This window comes from Exiguobacterium sp. s129 (genome assembly GCF_018617585.1).
GTDB classification, from domain to species: Bacteria; Bacillota; Bacilli; order Exiguobacteriales; family Exiguobacteriaceae; genus Exiguobacterium; species Exiguobacterium aestuarii_A.
The window spans coordinates 1-23,174 of sequence record NZ_JACSKL010000004.1 but is presented as its reverse complement, the minus strand read 5'-3'; the positions used below and the strand labels follow the sequence as shown (position 1 = coordinate 23,174).

Genomic DNA, 23,174 nt, shown 5'->3' with positions numbered 1-23,174 from the left:
GGAATTCACCAATGGCAACTACATTCGAAAACAATACATTCAAAGACGTTATGTTCGGTCGTAAATCAATCCGTGTCTATGACGAGAACGTGAAAATCTCACAAGAAGAGATGCTCGAGATGATTCAGGAAGCAACGACTGCCCCATCATCGGTCAACATGCAACCATGGCGCTTCGTCGTCGTCGAAAGCCCAGAAGCGAAAGAGACACTCAAGCCGCTCATCCGCTTCAACACGCGTCAAAACGATTCATCTTCTGCGATGCTCCTCATCTTCGGAGACATGGAGTGCTACGAGTACGGCGAACAAATCTACGATCAAGCCGTCGCAGAAGGCAAAATGCCACAAGAAGTTCGTGATCAACAGCTCGGCGCAATCATCCCTTACTACAAAAACCTCTCGAAACAAAAGATGAATGACATCGTGAAAATCGATGCGAGTCTCGCAGCGATGCAATTCATGCTCACAGCACGTGCACATGGCTATGACACGAACCCAATCGGTGGTTTCGAGAAAGACCAACTCGCTGAAGCGTTCGGTCTCGACAAAGACCGTTATGTACCTGTCATGATCTTGTCTGTCGGGAAAGCTGCAGAAGAAGGTTACACATCAGTTCGTCTTGACGCTCAAACAGTCACTTCATTCAAATAATTTATTAAACAATCGGAGGAATTAACCATGATCTTAGTAAACGCCACATTTGATATCCAAGCTTCACAACGCGAGAACTTCTTGCGTGACATCCAAGTTTTAATCGACTCATCAAAACAAGAAGCGGGCTGCGTCGGATATGACCTATACGAGTCAACGTCTGTCGAGAACCGTTTCGTCATGATCGAGAACTGGGAAGACCAAGCAGCTCTCGAGCAGCACAACCAAAACCCGGCCCTCATCAACTTCGCACAAAACGTCGCGAACTACGTGTCAGCGAAACCAGTCATCCAAGTAGCAGCAGTCAACTAACATGTCGACGCTCACCCTTGTGCTCGGGACATTCGTCGCTGTCGAATTCTTTTATATCTTCTATTTAGAGACGATCGCGACGGCCTCTTCCTCGACGTCACGTGTCTTCCGCATGTCGAAAGACGAGCTGACGAGAGACTCGGTGTCGGTTTTGTTCAAAAATCAAGGGGTGTATAACGGATTGATCGGGGTCGGGCTCTTATACGGGCTATACGTCTCCCCCAATCCGGTCGAGATTGTCACTATGATTCTGACATATATCATTCTCGTTGCCCTATATGGCAGTATCACGAGTGACAAGAAGATTATCCTGACACAAGGTGGGCTCGCCATGTTGACGTTGATCTCGATGGTGATGTCATGACAGAAAAAGCGTTCGACCTATTGAAAAGGTCGGACGCTTTTTTGCTTGTATCTACTATACTAAAGAAGAGGTGATGATTTTGAGATACACATGCCCATGTTGTGGCTACCAGACGTTAGAAGAAGAACCTCCAGGCACATACGACATTTGTCGAATCTGTTTTTGGGAGGACGACGGGGTTCAATTCGACGATCCCGATTATGAAGGCGGTGCGAATACGGTGTCGCTTCGACAGGCTCAACAAAATTACATCCGCTTCGGTGCGAGTGATCGGCTCTTTTGTGACGCTGTCAGAAAACCACATGAACGCGACAGAAAAGACCCAGACTGGAAACCGTATCCTAACAAGCTGACATAATAGTATAAGAGGTGACCTTAATCATTCATCTCATTGAATCTGCCTCCACATCACTTTATCTACGACAAAGAACGATTCATGAGAACATACCGCGAGCACGCACGTATCCCCCGAATAAAACATCAAGTCTTCGGGCAGTTCCGGATGGATCCATCTGAACAATGAGCCACCATGCTCTTTTAGGAACTGTGCTGTCCGATAATTCATATGGAACGAATATAGATACGCCGTATCCCTAGATAGTCTTGTCGTCTCCCATTCACTTACGATGGTTCGTTCCATCAAATCCCAACGAATCTCTTCCGTCAGTACATCCATATACGCCAGGCGCTCTTCTTCGATCTCCATTCGGCGCCTGTCTTCCACGAACGCAAAGTGAGTGCAGTGCTCAAGCAAAGTATCGATGAGCGCCTCATAGCGCTTCCCCTTTATATCCTGAGTGATCATCAGCATGCTTCAAGTCTCCTATGGCGAAGAAACAAAGATACCCGCCTCTTCCGTAATCTCAAACGAATCTTGATTCCATCTCACTTCAATCGTCCCGACTCGTTTGGGTTCTTCAACACTTCGATATAATCGCCTTACCTCCATGTCGAAAGTGAAAAAGCCACTGGACTGTTTCATATACCCTTCTTCATTCACATATGTATTTGTCTGATCCCCAATCAGCGTAAATGCGTCACAGCTCTCATCTTCACATTGTACCGAATATGTTTCCTCGAACCAGCTCACAAAGTCATCCATATCTGGACTTGTCGTATACATCGGTGTCACCCAGGCCCAAGCTACAATCAACACAATAAAACCGAAGAACAACCACTTTTTCATGCACTCTCCCCCACTTTCACTATCCAAAGTCTACCATATCCAAATCATCAAATAAAAAACCGCCCTGACCGAAGTCAGAGCGGAATTGAGTTCTTATAAGACGAAAATCGCTGCAGATACGCCGACGACACCAACGAGCGCCATCGCATATACCGGCACACGTGGCATTTCGCCATTGTTGTCGAGTGCTTTCCCGAACATGTAGAAGACGATCGGGTGTACGAGGAAAGGCATCGAGAAGATGAGCGGGATGAGAAGCGATGCTTCCGTCCCGAACATACCGCCTTGGACCGCTGCGAACAAGCCGAAGTGCGAGATCGCTGACGACTGTGCCATCGTCGTGTAATCAAATGCAATCGTGCTGAACGTCAAGATGACGAGACCACCGAAGACGGCCATCATCTGCCATCCGAACGAGAACTGCATAAGGGCTTTGACTTCTTTGAAGTCTTCTCCGTTCGCCGCACGTAAGTTTTTCAACGCGAGCGCAGTGAGCGCGAGACCGATCAAGACGATGATGGCTGTCGGCCAAATCCAGAGCGCGCCGTTGTCGGCACTGACCGCGAGGATCGAGAAGACGAAGATATGTCCGAAGAACGGGATGTTGATCATGATTGGCGCACGTTTTGCCGCCACTTGACCAAAGTCCCCAGCCGTACACGCACCTGTGAGACCACTGTGTGAAAGTGATCCCGCCATACCTGGCGCGAGATTACGGATATGACCCGTACGAGCGAACCACATGATGAGTGCGATTCCACCGAACATCCAGAACAACTGACCGAAGAAGCCGTATACGAGAATCGAGTTCATGCCTTCGATGGCGAATGCGTCACCGATTCGTGAACCACCAACCATGAAGTTGGCAGCCAAGACGACCGGAATCCCTGCGAATAGAAGCGCGCGGACAGTCGGTCCATACGTCCAGTTATGGAAGATGGCACCGAGTGCTGACGAGATCAACATTGCGAAGAAGATTTGCGGAAGTGCGATAATCGGCTGGACTGCTGTCGCAATCAAGAACGAGACGAACAAGATGACAAGCAAGAGGACTGTCTCGATGACACCTTTTTGCATGTATACTTTCTTGTCCTGAATCTGTGCTTTATGGTCGATGAGTAAGAACGACACAGCGAGACCGAGAAGCGCGAGGATTGGGTAGTAAAGCGCAATCCCCTCTGCCGTACCTGGCTCGATTGCCATACGGAAGAACCCTTCCAAACCGACGAGCAAGAAGAACGAACGAAGGATGAAGATGAACTGCGTACGTCCCGTTCCGAGGAACATCTCCTCTTTTGCAGGAACCACGATGTCTTCCATGTCGAGCTCTTGTTTGCTTAAGATCTTACGAAGTTCCTGTCCACCGACGAAGAACGAAACGACTAACGCGATGATTGTCGTCCGTGACAAGAAGTCGACGAGCGGGAATTCAGGAAGTCCCGGTGTCGCGATGCCGAGCTCGACCATACCGAAGCCGAGACCAAGACCGAAGATGACGATGACGAGGATCGGCGAGAAGCGTGTCCCAGCCACGACCATACGAGATAAAATGACCATCGGGATGATGAAGGCCATAAGCAACCAGAATTGGTTGATGAGTTGCATTTGAGATAATTGCTGTACAAGTTCCATTGACTAACCCCTAACATAATTTTTAGCACACAATATCGAAGTGTACAGGAATGAACATTGTGTGACAATAGGGTGTGATGTTTTGTAAACATTGAAAGCGGAACCAAGTGAAATTGGTCCCGCTTTCGTTATGTATTGGATTGTCTGAGACCCCAAATGCCTTTATTTCCTGTGGAATAAAAGAGGTCCTCTTTCCCGGTAAAGCTCGCTGAATCACTGGAATGCGCACGGATCTGTTTATTAACGTGCCCTTTCCAATCTTTATAGCGATCGAGTTCAAGTTGATAATAGGATTTTTCGACATACGCATAAATATCTTGTAAAGATGCCGTCCCACCATGGTGCTGGAGGGCGAATTGGATTTTGCGTAGTAATAGGCGTTTCACATTACCCCACCTTTCTACTTTTTCTTTCAATATCACTAAATCAATCAATTTGATGATCGTTGCGCTTTCCGACTGAAGTAGTAATGTAACCGAACTTCTACAATCTGGTTCACCCATTCATAAACAATCGGATTGCGGAGCTCTTCATTGAATTCGATATGTAGGCTTTCACCTTCTACATAAAACGGTCCTTTGGCAATTTTATCGAATGGCATCCGTAACAACAATTTTTCAATCCGTTGTTGATGGAAGGGTTGCTGAAAGTCTTTTGTCTTTCCATCAATCTGTTGACGATAAGGTACGCTCGTCAAGTAATCATAAAACGGATAAGCGGCATCAGATGCTTTCAAAGGAGTGTACCACATTTGTTCTCCCCGCTCTAACATGACGGACAATACAACCATCTTATAACTTGTTGTCATTCTTGTATCCTCCACTTCGTATAAAAGAGGATACATATTTTCAAAAACACTTAACTCACCGTCTGTTAACTCACCAATCTTCTTTAAAAAGCGGAAGAAGCCACCAAAGTGCTTCCTTTCGGATTGATAAGCGTCCAATGAATATTCGCCTCGTTGGATTAGTTCTAAGTAGGTAGGTCGTCTCCCTAGCTCTTCCTTCACCATGAAATAATCTCGTTCTAATAATTGATGTCGTGTCGAAGAACGAGTCATCATTTTCTTCAAAAGATCGACAGTCTCTAAATCAAATTCGATTGTACACGAAATAGGTAAATTATTTGATGTTGGAACCTTCTTCAGTGAATCTGAACCGTCTATCGTCAATAGCGCCAGTTTCTTATCAATGTTTTTATAGTTCCCAATCAAATCGATAATCGTACAATGTGTCTTTCCTGTTGATAGACGTAGTCCTCGTCCGATTTGCTGGGTGAACACTGTCAATGATTCTGTCGGACGACAGAACAATAACGTATCGATTTCAGGAATATCGACACCTTCATTAAATAGATTCACTGCAAAAATGATGTCCAATTGTCCACGCTTTAACTGAGAAATCACTTCGGTACGATCATACTCGGTCTGACTATGAAGTGCCACTGCCTGCACACCTTGTCTCCTGAAATAATCTGCCAAATATTCAGCTTGTATAACGGATGAACAAAAACCGAGCGCTCTCGATTGATGATGTTCTGCCCACGCCTTATAAATCTTCTCGGCAACACTTTCTTTTAACTGCTCTGCTAGTAATTCCTCTTGATCATAACGACGTCCATTGATTAGTCGGATTTGAGAATAGTCGATTTCATCGTATATTCCTACATAATGAAACGGGGTTAAAAACGATTTTTCGATTGCTTCTGTAAAGTGCATCTGGAAAGCAACGTTATCATCACAAAGTGCGTAGACGTCTCCCCCGTCTAAACGGTCAGGCGTTGCAGTCAAACCGAGTAAGAACTTCGGTTGAAAATAATCTAGCACCCGACGGTAAGATGGAGCCGCCGAATGATGAAACTCATCCACGATAATCAAATCGAATTGCTCCGGGTTATATTGTTCCATTCTTTGTTTCGAAGCTAATGTTTGAATCGAGGCGAACACGACATCAGCAGTTTCCTGATCTCGTGATTCACCTCCGAGTAATAATCCGGTCTTCCAGTCGATCGCCACGTTGAGGAATGACTTTTCTGCTTGTAACAAAAGTTCTTTTTGATGCGCGACGAAAAGGACTCGTTTGAATTGACGAGCAAAAAATGCACTTAAATACGTCTTTCCTAATCCAGTCGCCAAAACGAGCATCGCTTTTTTTCGACCTTCCGCCATCGTTTCTCGGAGTGCCAATAACGCTGCGTCTTGGACAGATGTCGGTGTAATCGAATCATCTTCTATGTAAACGGGAGAGTGTTCAGCGACCTCCAGCTCCTTCATTCGATCCTTTCGCGCTTCATACTCTTCTCGGTAAGGCTGTAACGAGACTGGATTCATCATTTGCGAATATTCACTATAAAATAATTCATGGAACGCGGCGATCGACTCTTCAAACACTTCCTCTGATATACTCGAAGGAATTTCAACATTCCATTCCACTCCATGATTGAGTGCACTATGTGATAAGTTCGAGGACCCCACAAAAAATGTACCGCTATTGAACGTGCGGAACAAATATGCCTTTGGATGGAACGATCTCCCCTTGGAGTGGTAGAGCCTGAGCTCGATGTTCGGGATTTCCAGCAGCATATCCAGTGCATCAGGGTTGGTGAGATACAGGTAGTCCCCCACCAAGATTCTGATTTGTGCACCGCGTTCACCCGCTTTTCTTAACGAAGCGGATAATTCTTTCACTCCCGACACTTGAGCAAACGCGACGACCATATAAATTTCAGTCGCCGCGTCTATGTGTTCTTGTAAAGGAGTGCCGAGGTTGCTCGTATGGAGTCGTAAGTCACTCATGATCCAGAACCTCTTCTAAAAATAGTCCCTTTTCAAAGCCGCCACGTTTTTGACGTTTCTCTTCACGAATTTGATTCAATTCGTCAAAGTCTGCTCCATGCATGTTCCCAAGTGTATAGACCAATTCCAAAATGTCAGCTAACTCTTCCAGCGACTCTTCATCAATGTTTGTCTCTTCATACTCTTTGATTTCTTCATAGAGTTTCAAGCGTGCTTGTTCGAAGTGTTCGGCTTGAGTAAGTTGCTTCACAATCGGTACTTTTCCTGACTCGTGAATGATTTCAGGGATGCGGTCACGAACTAGTTTAAAGTATTCACTCAAATATATCCCCCCTAAATAACACTTTATTTAAATTAATCATTTGTGTTAACAATGTTTAAAAAGACTTTACAGAATCATATAATTTTTTCAATTCTATAATATCCATATCTAAAATCGGTTCATACATAAATGAGTTAATATGAATCATTTCTGGAGTCATTATGTTCACCTTATCTAAAGTTTTTATATAGTTATTATCGCCGAATTGAATATAAACCTCATATAATCTTCTTGTTTGATTTGAAGAGGTCTCGAGCGTAGTTAAAAAGTCTTGACATGATCCATTAGTTACTTTCTTACCTAATCGCCACTCTAAATCTCCTGTATACTCAGAAATTTGTTGAATCATAAATTTTTCTGAAATCAATCGAATTCCAATCGCTAATATAATTTTATCTTCTAGATTTTGTTCTTCTATTGATATACGATCAGCAAGATTTAACACAAGCTCATACATATTGTCCGAATCTTTCAATCCGTCAATAAATTTTGAACTTCCTAAGTGCTCTTCGTATATTGATTTTAAATGAACTAGTTTAATATTTTCGGTATGCTCCTTATAGTGCAATAAACTTGTCAAAAGGAAAGAATCCTTTTCTATGCTTTGATGATTATTTATTTGTTTATCCACGCTATATTCGATTAAATTTCTAACAAAAGGAATTAATGCAATTGTATTTTTTTTATTCAATTTCTTCTTCCAAGTTACAAAAGGTTTATCTTGATAATGTTCTCTTTCAATATTAATTAAATAATCGCTTTTTCTTGCCATAAAACGATTATTACGCTTAACATTCAATCTACCTGAAACCGTTCTATAAAAATCAAAATTGTGAGATAAAATAATCATTCTAAAATTGTCTAACTCAGAAATCTCCTTTAGATATTCGATTATTGCATATTTATTTTTATAATCAAACGAGTCTGCTATATCATCTATGATTAGTAACGTCTCTCTGTTTTCAATTTTTATTTTTTCAATATCAAATATTATATTCAACAAGTACAATGCCCTTTTTTCACCCTGACTCAGAGTGTTTTGAGATTCGAGCTGTTCCCTATTTATTTTCGACCAGTTTTCAGGATTTTCATTCTCTAAGTCACCATCCCTGCAAAAAGCAAATTTAACCTGTGGAATGCTTTCACCAATAATTGCACTTCTTATATTTTCAATTTCCATTTTGTACGGTACTGAAAATCTGCTTTCAAAAATACTTAAAGCCGTTTCCCAAGGAGTTTGGTTAATTTTTGTTTCTTTAATTTTTTTTTCAAATGATTCGTAGTGTTTTACTACATTTTTTACATCCGCTTCAATCTTTTTAAAATAAGAAAGCCATAGAGTACGTTTTAATTCATTTAAATTACTTATTTTCAATTCATTAACTACTTCAGGATTGTTTTCAATCACTTCTTTCAACAAACTACCTGAAACAGTAGATAAATCCTTTTCCAATTTTTTAAATTCATTACTAGTGAAAATTTTGTCCTCCACTTTTTTAATTATTTTTTTTAATTCTGTTGTAGATTTTACCTTTAAATCTCCATTTAAAATTACAAAGTTATCATTTACAAAAAAAGATTTTTTCCCAATTTCTCTTTCAATACTTTTTAATTTACCGAGTCCAAAATGACCTTTTGAGAGAAAATTAAACTCTTGATATATTTCTTCGTTATGTAACAAAAAATCTAAGATATGTTTCTGAAAATCATCACTTAAAATTATTTTCATTGTTGATTCCGAGAATATATCCGTATATTTAATTTCTGAATAGTCTGTTTGACATGATTCTTTCATAATTTTTTCAAAATTTAACACTAGACTATTGGATTCTAGTTTTAAATCTTTAATGATTTGACTTTCAATTTCGTAAACTTTTTTACCGTTTAATATTTTAGAAACTTTTATACCTGACATTTTTTCTAGTATTTTTAAAATTTTATCTTTTTCTTGATGCAAATCTTGAAGTTCACTTTTTAAATCATTATCAATTAAAAGATCAGCTAAATTGTCAGTTTCGTAATTATTTACATACGAATTTATAACAAATATTTCATCAGGTTTTATTGTTCTACCATCAATATCTACTAAAAATTTTACAGGCTGAGTATCAAAAATCGCATCTCGTATTTCATCTGGTTTCGACTTCATTAAATATTCAAAAACTTTAGTAAATGATGTTTTCATTAATCCGTTTCGAGCATACAAAGTATTTACATTATCCTCCTCAAAATTGAAACTGTGATTAAGTTTTGATATGCCAAAGCAATTTTCAAATTGAATATTTAAATTTTTCAACGAAAATTCATTCCTCTCTTTTTCATTTTTAACTCTTATCTAATATCTATACATAATATTACATTAGTTAATAAAATAATTCCCCGTTCTTCAAATAAGAAAAAATGTATTTCAAATTAAAAATTTAAAAAATAAATCCATTTAAGCATCATATAGCAACTTTTTACTTTCATTACTTTATGACCTCAACATGTTATAGTCTCTAACATTACTCTCGATTCAACATCCTCTCATCTATTTTCCCCATTTTGTCCTGTACTCCTTTTGAAACCAAGATAAAAATTTATCCAGCTATCTAAAGGAAAGTTTTCCCTCTAATCTGATAATAGTCAGAATATTACGTCCTCTTACATATTTTCACTAAATATTAGGTAAAGGAGAGAATTTACGGTATGGCTTATCACTTCACATGCGAACACTTAACAAAACGATTTGATACGGGTGACGTCAAAACGGTCGCCTTGCAAGACATCAACCTCCGCTTCGAGCACGGGGATTTCATCTCCATCATCGGGCCATCGGGGTCTGGGAAATCGACGCTCCTCAGTCTGATCGGTACACTCGACCGTCCGACGGAGGGCACGTTGCTCTTCAACGACGAACCGATCTCGACGCTCTCTGCAAAACAGCTCGCGGACTTCCGCTTCGAGAACATCGGCTTCATCTTTCAACAGTTCCATCTCATCCCGACACTGACAGCGCTTGAGAACGTCATGTCCCCGCTCTTCGGACGAAAAGTTGATTACGACGTCCACGAACGTGCGCTTGAACTGTTGAAAGAGGTCGGTCTCGCTGACAAGGTCGATTCGTTACCGTCCCAACTGTCAGGCGGTCAGCAACAACGCGTCGCCGTCGCCCGTGCCCTCATTCATCGCCCGAAATGGCTCCTCGCCGATGAGCCGACGGGGAACCTCGATACACATACGGGTGACGTCATTTTTGATCTATTAATCCGATTGAATCGGGAGAACGGATGTGGCGTCCTGTTCGTCACCCATGACCCGGAACTCGCTGACCGAGCCAACCGAAAAATCGAGATGCGCGACGGGCAGGTCGTTGCCATGAGCGACGTCCATCATGCTTAAGTTCATTTGGAACTCGTGGTGGCGGAATAAAGAACGGTTCATCCTGCTCATGGTCGGGATGCTCATCGTCAGTACCGGGCTCAGCTACCTTCTCGGCGTGACCCAGGCGAATAACGGGACCGTCGTCAACGAGCTACAGAAGCGTTGGGACTCGTCTTATCACATCGTCGTCCGTCCGGAAGGCAGCAGAAGCGTGACGGAAGATTTGAACTTGCTCGAGCCAAACTATATGAGCGGACTCGAAGGTGGGATCACGCGCGAACAATACGAGTCGATTCAACAGATTGCCGACATCGATGTCGCAGCACCGATTGCCATGATCGGGTCGACTTATTCGAGTTCGTTCACGCAAACGCATACGTTTGATAAAGCGGGTCTCTATCGCCTCAAGATGAATACGCTCATCGATACGGGCATTGAAAAAATCAATGACTTCCAAGACTTGAAAGCCTACTTTTGGGTTGGCTGGATGCCAAACGGTGATTCCACTCACATCGGCATCGGCCCGACCGCCCTATATGAAGAATTCCCACTTAGTTACGGAAGTGATGTCATGCTCGCCGGGATTGACCCGGTCGCCGAAGCGAAACTCGTCGGGTTAGACGATGCCGTACAAGCGACAGCGTTCAGTCGTTACTTCAATGAAGAGGATGTCCCAGAGCCTTACGATGAAGACATCACGACAATTCCGATTTTGATGAGTACAAAAGACTACGTCGATGCCTCGATCAACTACACCATCGAAGAAGTCGATGCCGATACGAGCGACCAAGAAGCGTTTATCAAAACCTATCTCGAGAAAGGGAAAGGGGAGTATCTAGATAGCTTGAAAGGCACGAAAGTCGCCTCATACGACTTTACAGCCCAACAAATGCACGACAATATCACAAAGCACATTTTAGAAGGAACACCACAGCCGCAAGACCCTCGTGTCACGGTTGACTACACTTGGCTTTCCGAGAAAGCGTCACCTCTTGTTTATGAAGGTGTGACGAGCCCGTTCCCGAAACGTTGGCCGTATTCGTATCAAATCAAACCGTTCCTCGCTGAGGGTCAAGTGAAGTATGGGCAAGAAAGTATGTATCGTAAGTCCAATTTATACGCAGAAGACCTCAACGATGTGCCGAAAGTGAGATATAACTACATCGGACTATTCGACCCATCGAAACTGAAGCTGTCAAAAGATCCGTTGACGGAACTTCCGATGGAGACGTATTTCCCGGCAAGCGCTGAATGGGTCATGAACTCGAAAGACGAGCCGGTCAACCCACCGACGACCGTCAAACCGACGAACAACCCGTATAGCTTCTTGACGAAACCACCATCTATGTTGACGACACTCGATGCGGCGTTCGCCATCGCCGGTGACAAGGCCATCTCGGCCATTCGCGTCAACGTGAAAGGCGTGGACGTCTTGAACGAAGAAAGTGAAGCGAAGCTCCAAGCAGTCGCGAAGGAGATCGAGGACAAGACCGGTCTCATCACCGACGTCACGCTAGGCTCATCTCCACAATACGCCGTCACCTATCTTCCCGGCTTAAAAGGAGAAAGTTCGCTCGGTTGGATTCAGCAGCCATGGATTAAGATCGGGTCGTCGATCACGATTTTCCAGGAAGCGAAACTCGGCTTCTCCGGTGTCGTCGCGAGCGTCATCCTCGTCGCGATGCTGTATGTGTTCAGCTCGAACATCATCATGTTGTACGCACGGAAGAAAGAATTCGCCATCCTCTTGTCGCTCGGTTGGCGTCCGAGTCAACTGTCGAAACTGTTATTCTTAGAAGCCACGATCCTCGGGTCGATGGTCGCGCTCATCTCGTGGATGATTCTCGGGACATTCCTTTGGACAGCAGCAGGCTCGACATCGATTACCCGTATCTTATTGATTGGCTTAGCCGGTCTCTTGATTTACTGGCTCGGGACACTCATCCCGATCCGACTCGTCCGTCGCATCAAGCCATATGAAACGATGCAGTCCGGTGAAGTCTCAAAAGGGCGACGCCTCGGCCGTTCTCGCTCAAGCGTCGGCATGAGCTTGAACCAACTCGTGACGTATTGGCCACGGACGTTGTTGTCGATTCTTGCCATCGCCTTACCGACGAGTCTCTTCGGCTTCTTCTTGTTCGTCACGTTCCGTCTCCAAGGTGTCTTGTATACGACGTGGATTGGGGAGTTCGTGGCACTTGAAGTCGGGACGATGCACTACGTCGCCATGGGGGTCGCCTTACTGATTGCGATGCTCACGACGACCGAGATCATGTGGCAAAACGTCTCTGAACGAAAACCACAACTCGCTGTCTTGAAAGCGCTCGGTTGGCAGAACACGTCCATCCGTCGTCTCGTCTTGACAGAAGGCGCATTGACCGGGTTCTTCGCCGGACTACTCGGTGTGACGTTCACCATCATCATCGTCACGATCATGTATCAACAGTTCCCGACGTCAGAGCTACCATTCTTGTTTGCGACCATCCTCATCCCAGTCGTGACAGGCGTCTTAGGTGCACTGCTTCCTGCCGAACGTGCTGTCCGCATCACACCGGCTGAAGCCATCGGTGGGCATGTGGTCAACCAAAAACAAGTTGAGAAACGCTTCCGCTTCGTCCTCGGAACGACAGCGACGGCACTCGTCGTCGGAATCATCAGCTTGTTCGTCTTTACGTCACCAGAAGTCAAGCCGGTCACGGAAGAGGCGAAATCGACACCAGCACCGACCGCACAGACGACGGGTGCGAAACAGGCCGACTTGAAAGACACGAAACCGAAAGAAGCCAAAGCCACCACACCGAAAGAAGATGACCTTCAAAAAATCATGAACCTCGGCACGTTCCAAACGTTTATTGGGGATCCAAAAATGAAGAAACGTGAATTCCAAGTGGGTGAACCTGTTTACGCCTCTCCGGACGGAACCGAACCGGAAGATGGCAAACGATTCGTCAGCCTACCGATCTCGTTGTATGACAAAGATAAGGGCTATGGTGGCTATGCGGACTATCGTCCGAACGGATTCCGCATGTACACGCCAGATGGCACAGAGTACAGTCCGGTCGACATGGTCAACCACAATAAGAAAGCGTTCCAAGGCGGCTTCCGTTACAAGCCAGGCGAGAAGTCCGAAATTGATTTAGTCTTCCTCGTTCCAGAGAATGAGAAGACACTCGTCTTGTTCGCTTCGAGTGATGCCATGCCGAAGACCTATACCGTCAAAATTGATGTTCCATAAACGAAACAACGTCGCCCCGGAGCCGAGGCGACGTTGTTTTTATTCGGCTTCTTCTACGATTTCGACACGTACCCCCGTGTCCCCGACTTTCCCTAAATCTTCTACGGTCGGGTCTTCATACGCCAGGACATGAAACTCTTGCTCGATTGTACGGATGACGTAATGTGAGAGCGTCCCCCGCTCGTTGTTCACTCGATTTGTTCCCATCCTTTCATGTACGTATGACATGAAACGAGAAGTCGTCAGCTTCACGATTGGGTGGTCGTTCCATAATCCTTCTTCCTTCAGACCGTGCTCTTCAAGTGTTCCAAGAAAGAGCGCATACTGTTCGAACCGAATCCGGATACGGTCGCGCTCAGCGTCCCATGTGAGAAGCATCGTCGGGTCCGAAGCTCCAAAGAACGTCCACTCTAGAGGATAATACGCCTCATTTTTCATTTGAAAGGATTCCGTGTCGAGTACGTAATCCGTTGCCGCCATGAGATTGTGTAGATCAATCATTCATTCGCCCCCTAATCAAAAAGGCGATGCCTCACGACATCGCCTTTCTCCTCAATAAAAGATATACCATAGCGCCGCTGCCACTAAGAACAGCCCGGCCCCGATGAACAAGATTTTTGCCAATCGTTCGTATACCATGTCTTCACCTCACCAATGCCGCGCCGACGACGAGGGAGACCCCAATCGACAGCAAGAATGCCAACAACCCGACGGCGATATTTCCTTTTTGAATCTCGTCGTTCACCTTCAGCGTCGGTGTCAAAAATTCAAACAACCAATATGTCGCGAGGAGCAAGATGAAGCCGAATCCTCCACCGACGAAGATGTCGATCGTGCTATCGTGATAGCTCTCGACCACACGAAAGATGTTGGCGAGACCGACAATCTTCCCACCTGTCGCCAAAGCGACAGCGATATTTCCTTTTTGAATCTCGCGCCAGTTGCTGTATGGCGTCGTCACCTCGAAGATGGCAAGACCGACGATAATCATCAGTCCCGCCATCGAATAGAGGCCGAACGACTCCAGCATGACGGCAAACGTAATCGTACCCATTCCCGACTCCCCTTACTTCAGTTCGACGACCGTGACACCGAGTCCACCTTCGCCCATTCCTCCTGGGCGTTGGCTCTTCACGTGACGATGTCCTTTTAAAAATTCTTGTGTCGCCTGACGCATCGCTCCTGTACCTAAACCATGGATGATGCGGACGTTGTCATAGCCCGACACGAGTGCTTCATCGATATACTTATCTAGACGCATGAGCCCCTCTTCGACACGGACGCCGCGGAGGTCGAGCTCGGACTTCGTCGAACTCTGACGTTTGAGCGAGCTTCCTTTCGACTGAAGTGGCTTCTCTTTCGATGGACCAATCTTCTGAAGGTCGTCCGCTTTGACGTTCACTTTCATGATGCCGACTTGGACGTTGTACTCATTGTCGTTAATTTGTTTCACGATGTAGCCTTTTTGGTTGAACGTCGTCACTTTCACTTCTTCGCCTTTACTGAACGTACGTTTCTGTTGGGCTTTTTGTTTCACTTTTTGGATCTTTTTCTCTTGAAGTGTCGGTTTGGCCGACTCGAGCTCTTTCTTCGCCGCGATAATCTCGTGCTCTTTGACGATGCCCTGCTCCCGAAGCTTCTTCAAGCGGTCGATGACTTCGTTCGCCTGACGCTTCGCCTGTTCGACGGCCTTCTCGGCTTTCGCCTCGGCCGCACTGTACAAGTTGTCGCGTTCGCGTTCGAATTCGGTCATCTTCGCCTCAAACGCTGCTTGCTCTTCTTCGAAGTCATGGCGTTTGACGATGAGTTCTTGCTCGAGCTGTTCGGCGCGTTGTTTCGCCGCTTCGAGCTCGTTGATCATCGATTCGACCGACTCGGCGTCACTACCGACGTGGCTTCGTGCCTTGTCGATGACTTGCTCGGATAGTCCGAGGCGACGGCTGATCTCGAAAGCGTTCGAGCGACCCGGTACACCGATCAAGAGGCGGTACGTCGGGCTGAGTGATTCGATATCAAACTCCATCGAGGCGTTCATGACGCCTTCACGGTTATAGGCGTATGCCTTCAGTTCCGAGTAATGCGTCGTCGCCGCGACACGTGCCCCGCGACGCTTCACTTCATCGAGAATCGCGATGGCGAGGGCGGCCCCTTCTTGTGGGTCCGTCCCGGCACCGAGCTCATCGAAAAGGACGAGTGACATGAAGTCGATCTTGTCGAGCATGCCGACGATGTTCGTCATGTGCGAGCTGAACGTCGAGAGACTCTGTTCGATTGATTGCTCATCACCGATATCGGCATAGACGGCGTCAAACACAGAGAGCTCTGTTCCGAATTCTGCTGGCACGTAGAGGCCTGACTGCACCATCAACTGGAGGAGTCCAATCGTCTTCAACGTGACCGTCTTCCCGCCGGTGTTCGGTCCTGTGATGACGAGCGACGTATAGTCTTCCCCGAGCTCGACCGTGATCGGCACGACCTCATCTTTCGGGATGAACGGGTGACGTGCTTGTTTCAACTTGATCTCACGGTTGTCGTTCAACTTCGGCTCGGTCGCTTTCATCTCTTGTCCGTAAGCGACTTTCGCAAAGATAAAGTCGAGTTCGGCCAACACGTCGAGGTTCGTCATGATCGCATCATGGACCCCACCGACTTCGTTCGAGAGCGCGCTCAAAATCCGATCGATCTCGGCGCGTTCCTTCAAGCGAACTTCTTGAATCTCGTTGTTGATCGAGACAATCGCTTGCGGCTCGATGAAGAGCGTCTGACCAGAAGCCGACTGGTCATGGACGATCCCGCCGAACGCCTGGCGATACTCTTGTTTGACCGGAACGACATAGCGGTCGTTTCGAATCGTGACGATGGCGTCTGAAAGCATCTTCGCGTTGTTGCGGAGGATGTTGTCGATTCGTGAACGGACACTGCCTTCATAGCTTCGGAGCTGTGTCCGAAGTCCCCGAAGTTGTGAGCTCGCCGAGTCTTGGACCGTCCCTTGGTCATCGATCGCATGACGAATCGACTGTTCGACTTCGATGAGCTTCGTCAACTTGTCCGCATACTCATCCAGACGTGGGATCCGAATCTCTTCGTTGTCCTCGTGCAGCTTCTCAAAGAAGTTCTTCACTTGACGCCCACCATACATGACAGCCGCGACGGCGAGCAGTTCGCTCGTCGAGAGGACCGAGCCAATAGCAGCCCGCTTCACTTCCGCGCGGACGTCTGTGAGTCCACCGAGCGGCAGACGATCTCGGAGACGCACGACCTCGGTCGCTTCTTTCGTCACATTCAAATTCGAGAGTACCCGGTCGTACGAGTAGTCCGGTTGCATCTTGAGCGCCAAATCTTTCCCGAGCGAGCTCGACGCGTGTCCGGCAAGCTGTTGGCGCAATTTTTCATATTCTAATACGCGTAACGCGTGATCCATCTAGCATGTTCCTTTCTATCGCTTCGCCGCAAAGAACGCCTTGGCGTCTTCAAACGAGAAGCAGTTGATAATATCCGATGGTTCGAGATAGGCTTTCCGTGCGTGTAACACGCCGAGTGCCATATCTTCCATCATGTCTGGGTGGTGTGTGTCGGTGTTGATCATTACTTTGACGCTCGCCGCCTTCGCCTTCTTGAGCGTCGATGCCGTCAAATCGAGACGGTTCGGGTTCGCGTTCAATTCGAGCGCCGTCCCCGTCTCTTTTGCGAGGGCAATCAACTTGTCCTCGTCAATCGGATAGCCGTCGCGACGACCGATGAGTCGTCCTGTCGGATGCGCGATCACGTTGACGTATGGTGAACGGCAAGCGTTCTCGAGACGTGCCATGATCTCGTCGACGGTTTGGTCCATCTTCGAGTGGATGGAGGCGACGACATAGTCAAGCGTCTCTAAAAATTCTGGTTCATAGTCGAGCGTCCCGTCAGGACGGATATCCATCTCGACACCACGCAACACGTTCATCTCATGTGTCTTCGCGGCTTCGCGGATCTCCTCACCTTGTGCCTCGAGTCGTTCTTCCGTCAAGCCATTGACGAACGTCAAATACTTCCCGTGGTCGGTGATGGCCATCCACTCATAGCCGCGCCCTTTCATCGCCACGACGATCTCATCGACGGTCAACTTCCCGTCCGACCAGACCGTGTGCATGTGCGCGTCTGCCTTGATGTCCTCAAGCGTGACCAGTTTCGATAAGTCGTGCTCGAACTCAGCGTGTCCTTCCCGAAGTTCAGGCGGGATGAACGGGAGACCGTACCGTTCGAACAGTTCTTCTTCCGTTTCCGGTTGCCACAGCCCGTCTGCCGTTTCGACTCCGTACTCCGAAATCGACTCTCCTTTTGCTTTCGCGAGTTGGCGCATGCGGACGTTGTGGTCTTTTGAGCCTGTGAAATGATGGAGTGTCGCGGCGAATGCGCCCGGCTCGACCATACGGAAGTCGACCGACACCATTTCCTCACGTTCGAGGACGAGCGATACTTTCGTCTCCCCTGCCGCGATCACTTCATTGATGAACGGTAAAGCGAGTAGTTTCTCCCGAAGCGCGATCGGCTCCTCGGTCGCAATGATAAAGTCGAGGTCTTTACACGTCTCTTCTGCCCGGCGGAAGCTTCCCCCGACGGAATGACGTAAGACGAGCTCTTCTTTCTCCAACACGTCGTTGATCTCTTCGACAATCGGTCGCATGACCGCATAGGCCAATCGTTCCGGACGCGACTCGAGGTTCTTCGCTGCGGCGAGTAGCTTCTCGACACTTTTCGCTCCGAATCCCGGGAGCGATGCCGCCGTCCCGTCTTCAAGCACGCGGATGAGGGACTCTAAATCGACGACCCCGACTTCACGGAGTTTGGCGAGTTTCTTCCCGCCGAGCCCTTGAATTTTCAAAAGCTTCATCAAGCCGAACGGGATTTCTTCTTGCAGTGCTTCGAGTACTTCACTTCGACCTGTATCGCGATACTCTTCAAGGACGGCCGCCGTTCCTTTGCCGATGCCTGAGATGGACGTCAAGTCGTCGATATCCTCGAGCTCGAGGTCTGTATTCTCTAGAGCCGTTGCGGCCTTACGGAACGCATTGATTTTAAACGGGTTCTCCCCTTTGATCTCCATATATTGCGCGATCTTCTCGAGCAACATCATCGCTTCTACTTTATTCATATGCTTCCCCCTCTTCACACAGAAAAGACCGAGATACAAGCACTAGCTTGCATTCCGGCCTGTCGTGTCACAACATCTTATTTGAAAACCAATCTGATAGATATGGCGTGTCTTGAATGATAAATGTCGCAAGCGACGAATTGTCGACAGCATTTTGAACGCCTGCCATCGGCACGAACGCAATCACCCAAAGGATGAAGAATGTGATGACATACGCCTCGAAGAATCCGAGGACTGCTCCGATCAACCCTTTTAATTGGCGCAAGATCGGCAAGTCTGTCAAGAAGTCGAGCATCGCCAAGATGAGATGCAAGACAAGTTTCGTGATGAGGAACAAGACGACGAACCAAAAGACGTTATAAAACGTCATCTCAATCCCTGAAAGCGAGTTGAGGTCCAAGACGCCGCCAGGGAGCGTTCCATCAAGCTGAGATGGATACGGGATCCAGAGCTTGAACGCTTCGGCTAAATCTTTATAGTACGTGTTGGCGACGAGAAAACTGATGATGAGCGCGACCCAATGGCCGAGCTGTAGAATCGCGCCACGACGGAAGCCGTTGACGATTCCAATAAACAAGAAAAACAGTATAAGTAGCGTAACCATGGATTGATTTATTCTCCCATATTTCGTTTAGTTTTGACGTGGTCGCTCGCGATTTGAATCGCAGCCAAGACCGCTGCCTGACGAGCATCTAAATGAGGGGATTGTTCACGAATCTCGCGGATCTTACTGTCGACCAAAAAGCCTACTTCCCTCACATGATCAGCGGGTTCTTCGCTCACGATCGTATAGTCTTGACCCGCAATGTGAATCGTTGTTCGTTGTAACTGCACGCGCACCCCTCCTTTACGTCTGTCAGCATTAATCATAACATCGTTTTTATATTAGGAAAAGGAGAAGCCCCTTCCCTTGATATGTACAACATTTTCTATTACCCTTCTATGAAGTTGTCAAACGTCTTTCTTCAGGAAAATTGCAAGAGATGGTGGCATCATTTCGTGAAATGTGCGAAAATATCAACTATTCAAACAAACAGAAAGGGTGATTGATTTGAAATTACGCATTGGCCTTTTAGGTCGCATCATCATCGCGATCGCTTTCGGGATTCTGCTCGGGAGCATCGTACCAGAAAGTCAGAACTGGATCGTTCGGACGTTTGTGACGTTCAACACGGTCTTCGGGCAGTTCTTAGGCTTCGCCATCCCACTGATCATTCTTGCTTTCATCATCCCAGGAATCGGGGAACTTGGTAAAGGAGCAGGAAAGTTAGTCGGACTTACAGCACTCATCGCTTATGCTTCAACAGTTGTCGCAGGGACGCTCGCATACTTTGCAACGAGCAACTTGTTCCCTCAAATTTTGTCATGGTCGACAGAAGGAGCCGAAAACCCAGAAGAAGCCTTATTGAAAGGGTTCATGGAATTTGAGATTCCACCGGTATTCGGTGTCATGACCGCACTCATTTTAGCTTTCGTCATCGGGATCGGGATTGCCGCGATCGAAAGCAAACGGTCACTCGACCTCGCCATGGATTTCCGCGATATCATCGAGCTCTTAATCAGTAAAGTCATTATTCCATTACTCCCATTCCACATCGCCGGAATTTTCATGAACATGACGTACGCTGGTCAGGTCGCTGAGATCCTCTCGGTGTTCTCACTCGTCTTCGTCACAATCATCGTCCTTCATTTGACGATGCTTATGATTCAATACTCAATCGCAGGTGGTCTCAACAAAGAGAATCCGTTCAAGTTGCTCAAGACGATGATGCCGGCTTACTTCACAGCTATCGGGACGCAATCATCGGCTGCGACGATTCCAGTCACGCTTCGCCAAGCGAAGTTGAACAACACGGATGAGGGTGTCGCAAACTTTGTCATCCCGCTCTCGGCAACGATTCACTTGTCAGGCTCGACGATCACACTCACGTCAGTCGGTGTCGCACTCATGTACTTGAACGGCATGCCGATGTCTTACGCGATCGTCCTTCCATTCATCCTCGCACTCGGTGTGACGATGATTGCAGCACCTGGTGTTCCAGGTGGAGCCGTTATGGCATCGCTCGGATTGTTCGGCTCGATCCTCGGGTTCGACGCGACGATGCAAAGCTTGGTCATCGCACTCTACTTGGCGCAAGATAGCTTCGGGACAGCTACAAACGTCACAGGTGACGGTGCCATCGCAAAAATTATCCACTACTTCAAACACAACACGAAACTTCTCGACAACACAGCGTCGAAACAAGAAGATATCGCATAACGTACAACGCATAAACGGGCAAGCCATCAGGTTTGTCCGTTTTTGTCTACATCGAATAGGAGAGATACATATGGAATGGATTGAATGGAAAGACCCGAATCACTTCGCTGACCGCGTCATGGACGCATTGTTAAAAGAAGAAGCCAAGAACAGCTTAATGATCGGCGTATTGAATAACGTGATTCAAGGCGTTTATGAGGCGTTTCATCAATTTACCGTCGAAGAGAATGGTGAACTCCTCGCCATCCTCCAAGTGACACCACCCCATCCGCTCCATTACATCGTCGTGGACTCGGAACGAGAGGAAGAACTCCCCGCTTTCATCATCCCGCACCTTCTCGAAAACGAGATCCCATTCATCGAGGTGGTCTCAGAACGTAAGCAAGCCGAACGGTTCGGGAAAGCGTGGCAAGAAATCACATCTGGGACGAGTGAGATGTTCATGTCACAAGGTCTTTATCGACTCGACGAGGTGGAAGACATCGAGATGGCGAACGGTCACATGCGAAAAGCGACAACAGCTGATCAAGCACAACTCGAAGCCTGGTATAGCGCCTTTGAAGCCGAGTCGGGACTTCGTTCGTCACCACCTGAAAAAGTGACGAAAGCAATCGACACGATGCTCAAGAATGATGACGCCGTGTTCTGGGAAGTCGATGGACAGCTTGTATCGTGTGCGAAACGCTCACGTCCGACCGAGAACGGTATCACTGTCTCCTTCGTCTATACGTCACCTGACGCACGTGGAAGAGGTTATGCGCGAAGTCTCGTTGCAGACCTTAGCCGCCAGTTACTCGAGACGAAATCGTTCTGTGTCCTCTATACGGACTTGACGAACCCGACCTCAAACAAAATCTATCAAGAAGTCGGGTATGAACAGATCATGGACTCTGCCTGGGTCCGACTCGCTAGATGAAACGAATCGCCTCCCCTATACTATTAGGTGGAGGCGATTTTTCATGGCTAGATTCCGAATTGTTTTACGTGCACTTGGCGTGGCACTCCTTCTTTATATGTTAATCGTCGGTGGACAGAGCGTCCTTGATGACCCGAACATCGATACGCTATGGCTCAGTGTCATCGGTGCCGCACTCCTGACGTTTATCGTGTATCAGGCAACAAAAAAGTGATCGACGCGTTCGTCGATCACTCAGCTTGTTGACAAATAACATGTTCGAACTCGTCCTTCCGGCGCCCACGCTTTCCGCAGGCAATCCCGGAGCCGCATCGCGACTCAAGTCGCTGCTGGGTCTCCGTCGGATTGCTTTCCTGCAGGAGTCGGGGCGCCGTGGGACGAGCCACACGAATGGTCGCCACCTTTGGCGGCCATTTGTCTTTTTCTGAGGCCTCGACGGCCGAAGAAAAAGCCCGATACATACTTCGAACCGGTCCAAACGGGGAAGTAGGTAGGTAAACGCCACGTCCGCCCGTCATCAAAAGGAGGAACCCGATATGTATCGCGCCCATCCCGAGAAACGACATGAACCGATCCAGTCGAAGACCACGTTGGACCAGCTGGTCCCGCAGGATCATCTCGTCCGGCGACTCGACCGCCACATCGACTTCTCGATCGTGCATCGTCTATGCGCCCCGCTCTATTCGAACACCGGCACGCCCGGCATCGACCCGGAGATCATCATCAAGATCATCCTACTCGGCCCCCTGTTCAACATCCGTTCCGTGCGCCAGACCGTGAGGGAGGTTCAGACGAACCTCGCCTATCGCTGGTTCCTCGGTCTCGGCATCGACGAGAAGGTGCCCGACCATTCGACGATCAGCCAGGCCTACCGCCGACGCTTCCAGGGAAACGACGTGTTCCAGAAAATCTTCGAGGACATCGTCCGACAGGCGGAATCCCACGGGCTCGTCTCCGGGCGCATCCTGATCACGGACTCCACGCACATCCGGGCGAACGCGAACAAGAA

Annotated in this window: 23 protein-coding genes; 10 read left to right on the top strand and 13 right to left on the bottom strand. The window is 47.3% G+C overall.

Going from position 1 to position 23,174, the window contains the following annotated elements; genetic code table 11:
* Window positions 1-11: 11 nt before the first annotated feature.
* The 4 genes from KNO92_RS06140 (at window position 12) to KNO92_RS06125 (ending at window position 1,684) form a co-directional block, all read left to right on the top strand.
* A complete protein-coding gene (locus KNO92_RS06140; RefSeq protein WP_214760477.1) occupies window positions 12-650 on the top strand; it encodes a nitroreductase family protein in 639 nt (212 codons plus the stop codon).
* A gap of 27 nt (window positions 651-677) precedes the next feature.
* Window positions 678-962 (top strand): putative quinol monooxygenase, encoded by a 285-nt coding sequence (locus KNO92_RS06135; protein WP_214760475.1) that lies wholly within the window; start codon window positions 678-680, stop codon window positions 960-962.
* A 1-nt stretch (window position 963) separates the two neighbouring features.
* Entirely contained in the window at window positions 964-1,326 is a 363-nt protein-coding gene (locus tag KNO92_RS06130; RefSeq protein WP_214760472.1) for a DUF1304 domain-containing protein, read from the top strand.
* Window positions 1,327-1,405: 79 nt separating this feature from the next.
* Window positions 1,406-1,684, top strand: a complete 279-nt coding sequence (locus tag KNO92_RS06125) for a CPCC family cysteine-rich protein (protein ID WP_214760470.1) — start codon at window positions 1,406-1,408, stop codon at window positions 1,682-1,684.
* 30 nt (window positions 1,685-1,714) lie between these two features.
* Here the strand turns inward: KNO92_RS06125 and KNO92_RS06120 are convergent, their stop codons facing one another.
* The 7 genes from KNO92_RS06120 to KNO92_RS06090 all read right to left on the bottom strand — a co-directional run bounded on the left by KNO92_RS06120 (window position 1,715) and on the right by KNO92_RS06090 (window position 9,556).
* Complete coding sequence (locus KNO92_RS06120) at window positions 1,715-2,137, bottom strand: stage III sporulation protein AH (protein WP_251127080.1); 423 nt, start codon at window positions 2,135-2,137, stop codon at window positions 1,715-1,717.
* Between the two features lie 12 nt (window positions 2,138-2,149).
* Window positions 2,150-2,512 carry a hypothetical protein gene (locus tag KNO92_RS06115; RefSeq protein WP_214760468.1) on the bottom strand — a complete coding sequence of 121 codons (363 nt, stop codon included), beginning with the start codon at window positions 2,510-2,512 and terminating at the stop codon, window positions 2,150-2,152.
* A gap of 93 nt (window positions 2,513-2,605) precedes the next feature.
* On the bottom strand, window positions 2,606-4,144 hold the full coding sequence (locus tag KNO92_RS06110) for a hypothetical protein (RefSeq protein WP_214747869.1): 1,539 nt from the start codon (window positions 4,142-4,144) through the stop codon (window positions 2,606-2,608).
* A gap of 128 nt (window positions 4,145-4,272) precedes the next feature.
* Window positions 4,273-4,530 (bottom strand): hypothetical protein, encoded by a 258-nt coding sequence (locus tag KNO92_RS06105; protein WP_214760466.1) that lies wholly within the window; start codon window positions 4,528-4,530, stop codon window positions 4,273-4,275.
* 44 nt (window positions 4,531-4,574) lie between these two features.
* Window positions 4,575-6,938 (bottom strand): DEAD/DEAH box helicase family protein, encoded by a 2,364-nt coding sequence (locus KNO92_RS06100; RefSeq protein WP_214760464.1) that lies wholly within the window; start codon window positions 6,936-6,938, stop codon window positions 4,575-4,577.
* On the bottom strand, window positions 6,931-7,260 hold the full coding sequence (locus KNO92_RS06095; protein ID WP_214760462.1) for a nucleoside triphosphate pyrophosphohydrolase: 330 nt from the start codon (window positions 7,258-7,260) through the stop codon (window positions 6,931-6,933). Before KNO92_RS06095 ends, KNO92_RS06100 begins: the two co-directional genes overlap by 8 nt.
* Before the next feature lie 55 nt (window positions 7,261-7,315).
* Complete coding sequence (locus KNO92_RS06090) at window positions 7,316-9,556, bottom strand: ATP-binding protein (RefSeq protein ID WP_214760460.1); 2,241 nt, start codon at window positions 9,554-9,556, stop codon at window positions 7,316-7,318.
* A 392-nt stretch (window positions 9,557-9,948) separates the two neighbouring features.
* Here KNO92_RS06090 and KNO92_RS06085 point away from each other — a divergent pair, with 392 nt between their 5' ends.
* A complete protein-coding gene (locus tag KNO92_RS06085) occupies window positions 9,949-10,641 on the top strand; it encodes an ABC transporter ATP-binding protein (protein WP_214760458.1) in 693 nt (230 codons plus the stop codon).
* Window positions 10,634-13,858, top strand: coding sequence for an FtsX-like permease family protein (locus KNO92_RS06080; RefSeq protein WP_214760456.1), 3,225 nt, complete (start codon window positions 10,634-10,636; stop codon window positions 13,856-13,858). The genes KNO92_RS06085 and KNO92_RS06080 overlap by 8 nt, the downstream gene beginning before the upstream one ends.
* Before the next feature lie 39 nt (window positions 13,859-13,897).
* On the opposite strand, the gene KNO92_RS06075 is transcribed toward KNO92_RS06080, so the two are convergent.
* The 6 genes from KNO92_RS06075 to zapA all read right to left on the bottom strand — a co-directional run bounded on the left by KNO92_RS06075 (window position 13,898) and on the right by zapA (window position 19,823).
* Window positions 13,898-14,359 (bottom strand): hypothetical protein, encoded by a 462-nt coding sequence (locus KNO92_RS06075; RefSeq protein ID WP_214760454.1) that lies wholly within the window; start codon window positions 14,357-14,359, stop codon window positions 13,898-13,900.
* A 142-nt stretch (window positions 14,360-14,501) separates the two neighbouring features.
* The gene (locus KNO92_RS06070; RefSeq protein ID WP_214760452.1) at window positions 14,502-14,912 is read right to left on the bottom strand and encodes a DUF350 domain-containing protein; all 411 of its coding nucleotides are present in this window, start codon (window positions 14,910-14,912) and stop codon (window positions 14,502-14,504) included.
* A 12-nt stretch (window positions 14,913-14,924) separates the two neighbouring features.
* Complete coding sequence (locus tag KNO92_RS06065; protein ID WP_214760450.1) at window positions 14,925-17,279, bottom strand: endonuclease MutS2; 2,355 nt, start codon at window positions 17,277-17,279, stop codon at window positions 14,925-14,927.
* Between the two features lie 15 nt (window positions 17,280-17,294).
* Window positions 17,295-18,989 (bottom strand): DNA polymerase/3'-5' exonuclease PolX, encoded by a 1,695-nt coding sequence (gene polX / locus KNO92_RS06060; RefSeq protein WP_214760448.1) that lies wholly within the window; start codon window positions 18,987-18,989, stop codon window positions 17,295-17,297.
* Between the two features lie 67 nt (window positions 18,990-19,056).
* The gene (locus tag KNO92_RS06055; protein ID WP_074032727.1) at window positions 19,057-19,593 is read right to left on the bottom strand and encodes a CvpA family protein; all 537 of its coding nucleotides are present in this window, start codon (window positions 19,591-19,593) and stop codon (window positions 19,057-19,059) included.
* 8 nt (window positions 19,594-19,601) lie between these two features.
* Window positions 19,602-19,823: a cell division protein ZapA gene (gene zapA, locus KNO92_RS06050; RefSeq protein WP_015881047.1), complete on the bottom strand. Its 222-nt coding sequence runs from the start codon at window positions 19,821-19,823 to the stop codon at window positions 19,602-19,604.
* A 217-nt stretch (window positions 19,824-20,040) separates the two neighbouring features.
* On the opposite strand from zapA, the gene KNO92_RS06045 reads away from it, so the two are divergent.
* The 4 genes from KNO92_RS06045 to KNO92_RS06030 all read left to right on the top strand — a co-directional run.
* Window positions 20,041-21,249 (top strand): dicarboxylate/amino acid:cation symporter, encoded by a 1,209-nt coding sequence (locus tag KNO92_RS06045; protein ID WP_251127079.1) that lies wholly within the window; start codon window positions 20,041-20,043, stop codon window positions 21,247-21,249.
* Between the two features lie 70 nt (window positions 21,250-21,319).
* Window positions 21,320-22,165: a GNAT family N-acetyltransferase gene (locus tag KNO92_RS06040; RefSeq protein WP_214760443.1), complete on the top strand. Its 846-nt coding sequence runs from the start codon at window positions 21,320-21,322 to the stop codon at window positions 22,163-22,165.
* Window positions 22,166-22,208: 43 nt separating this feature from the next.
* Complete coding sequence (locus KNO92_RS06035) at window positions 22,209-22,379, top strand: hypothetical protein (RefSeq protein ID WP_214695154.1); 171 nt, start codon at window positions 22,209-22,211, stop codon at window positions 22,377-22,379.
* Window positions 22,380-22,701: 322 nt separating this feature from the next.
* The coding region (locus KNO92_RS06030) for a transposase (RefSeq protein ID WP_214760441.1) at window positions 22,702-23,174 on the top strand (473 nt) is incomplete at its 3' end.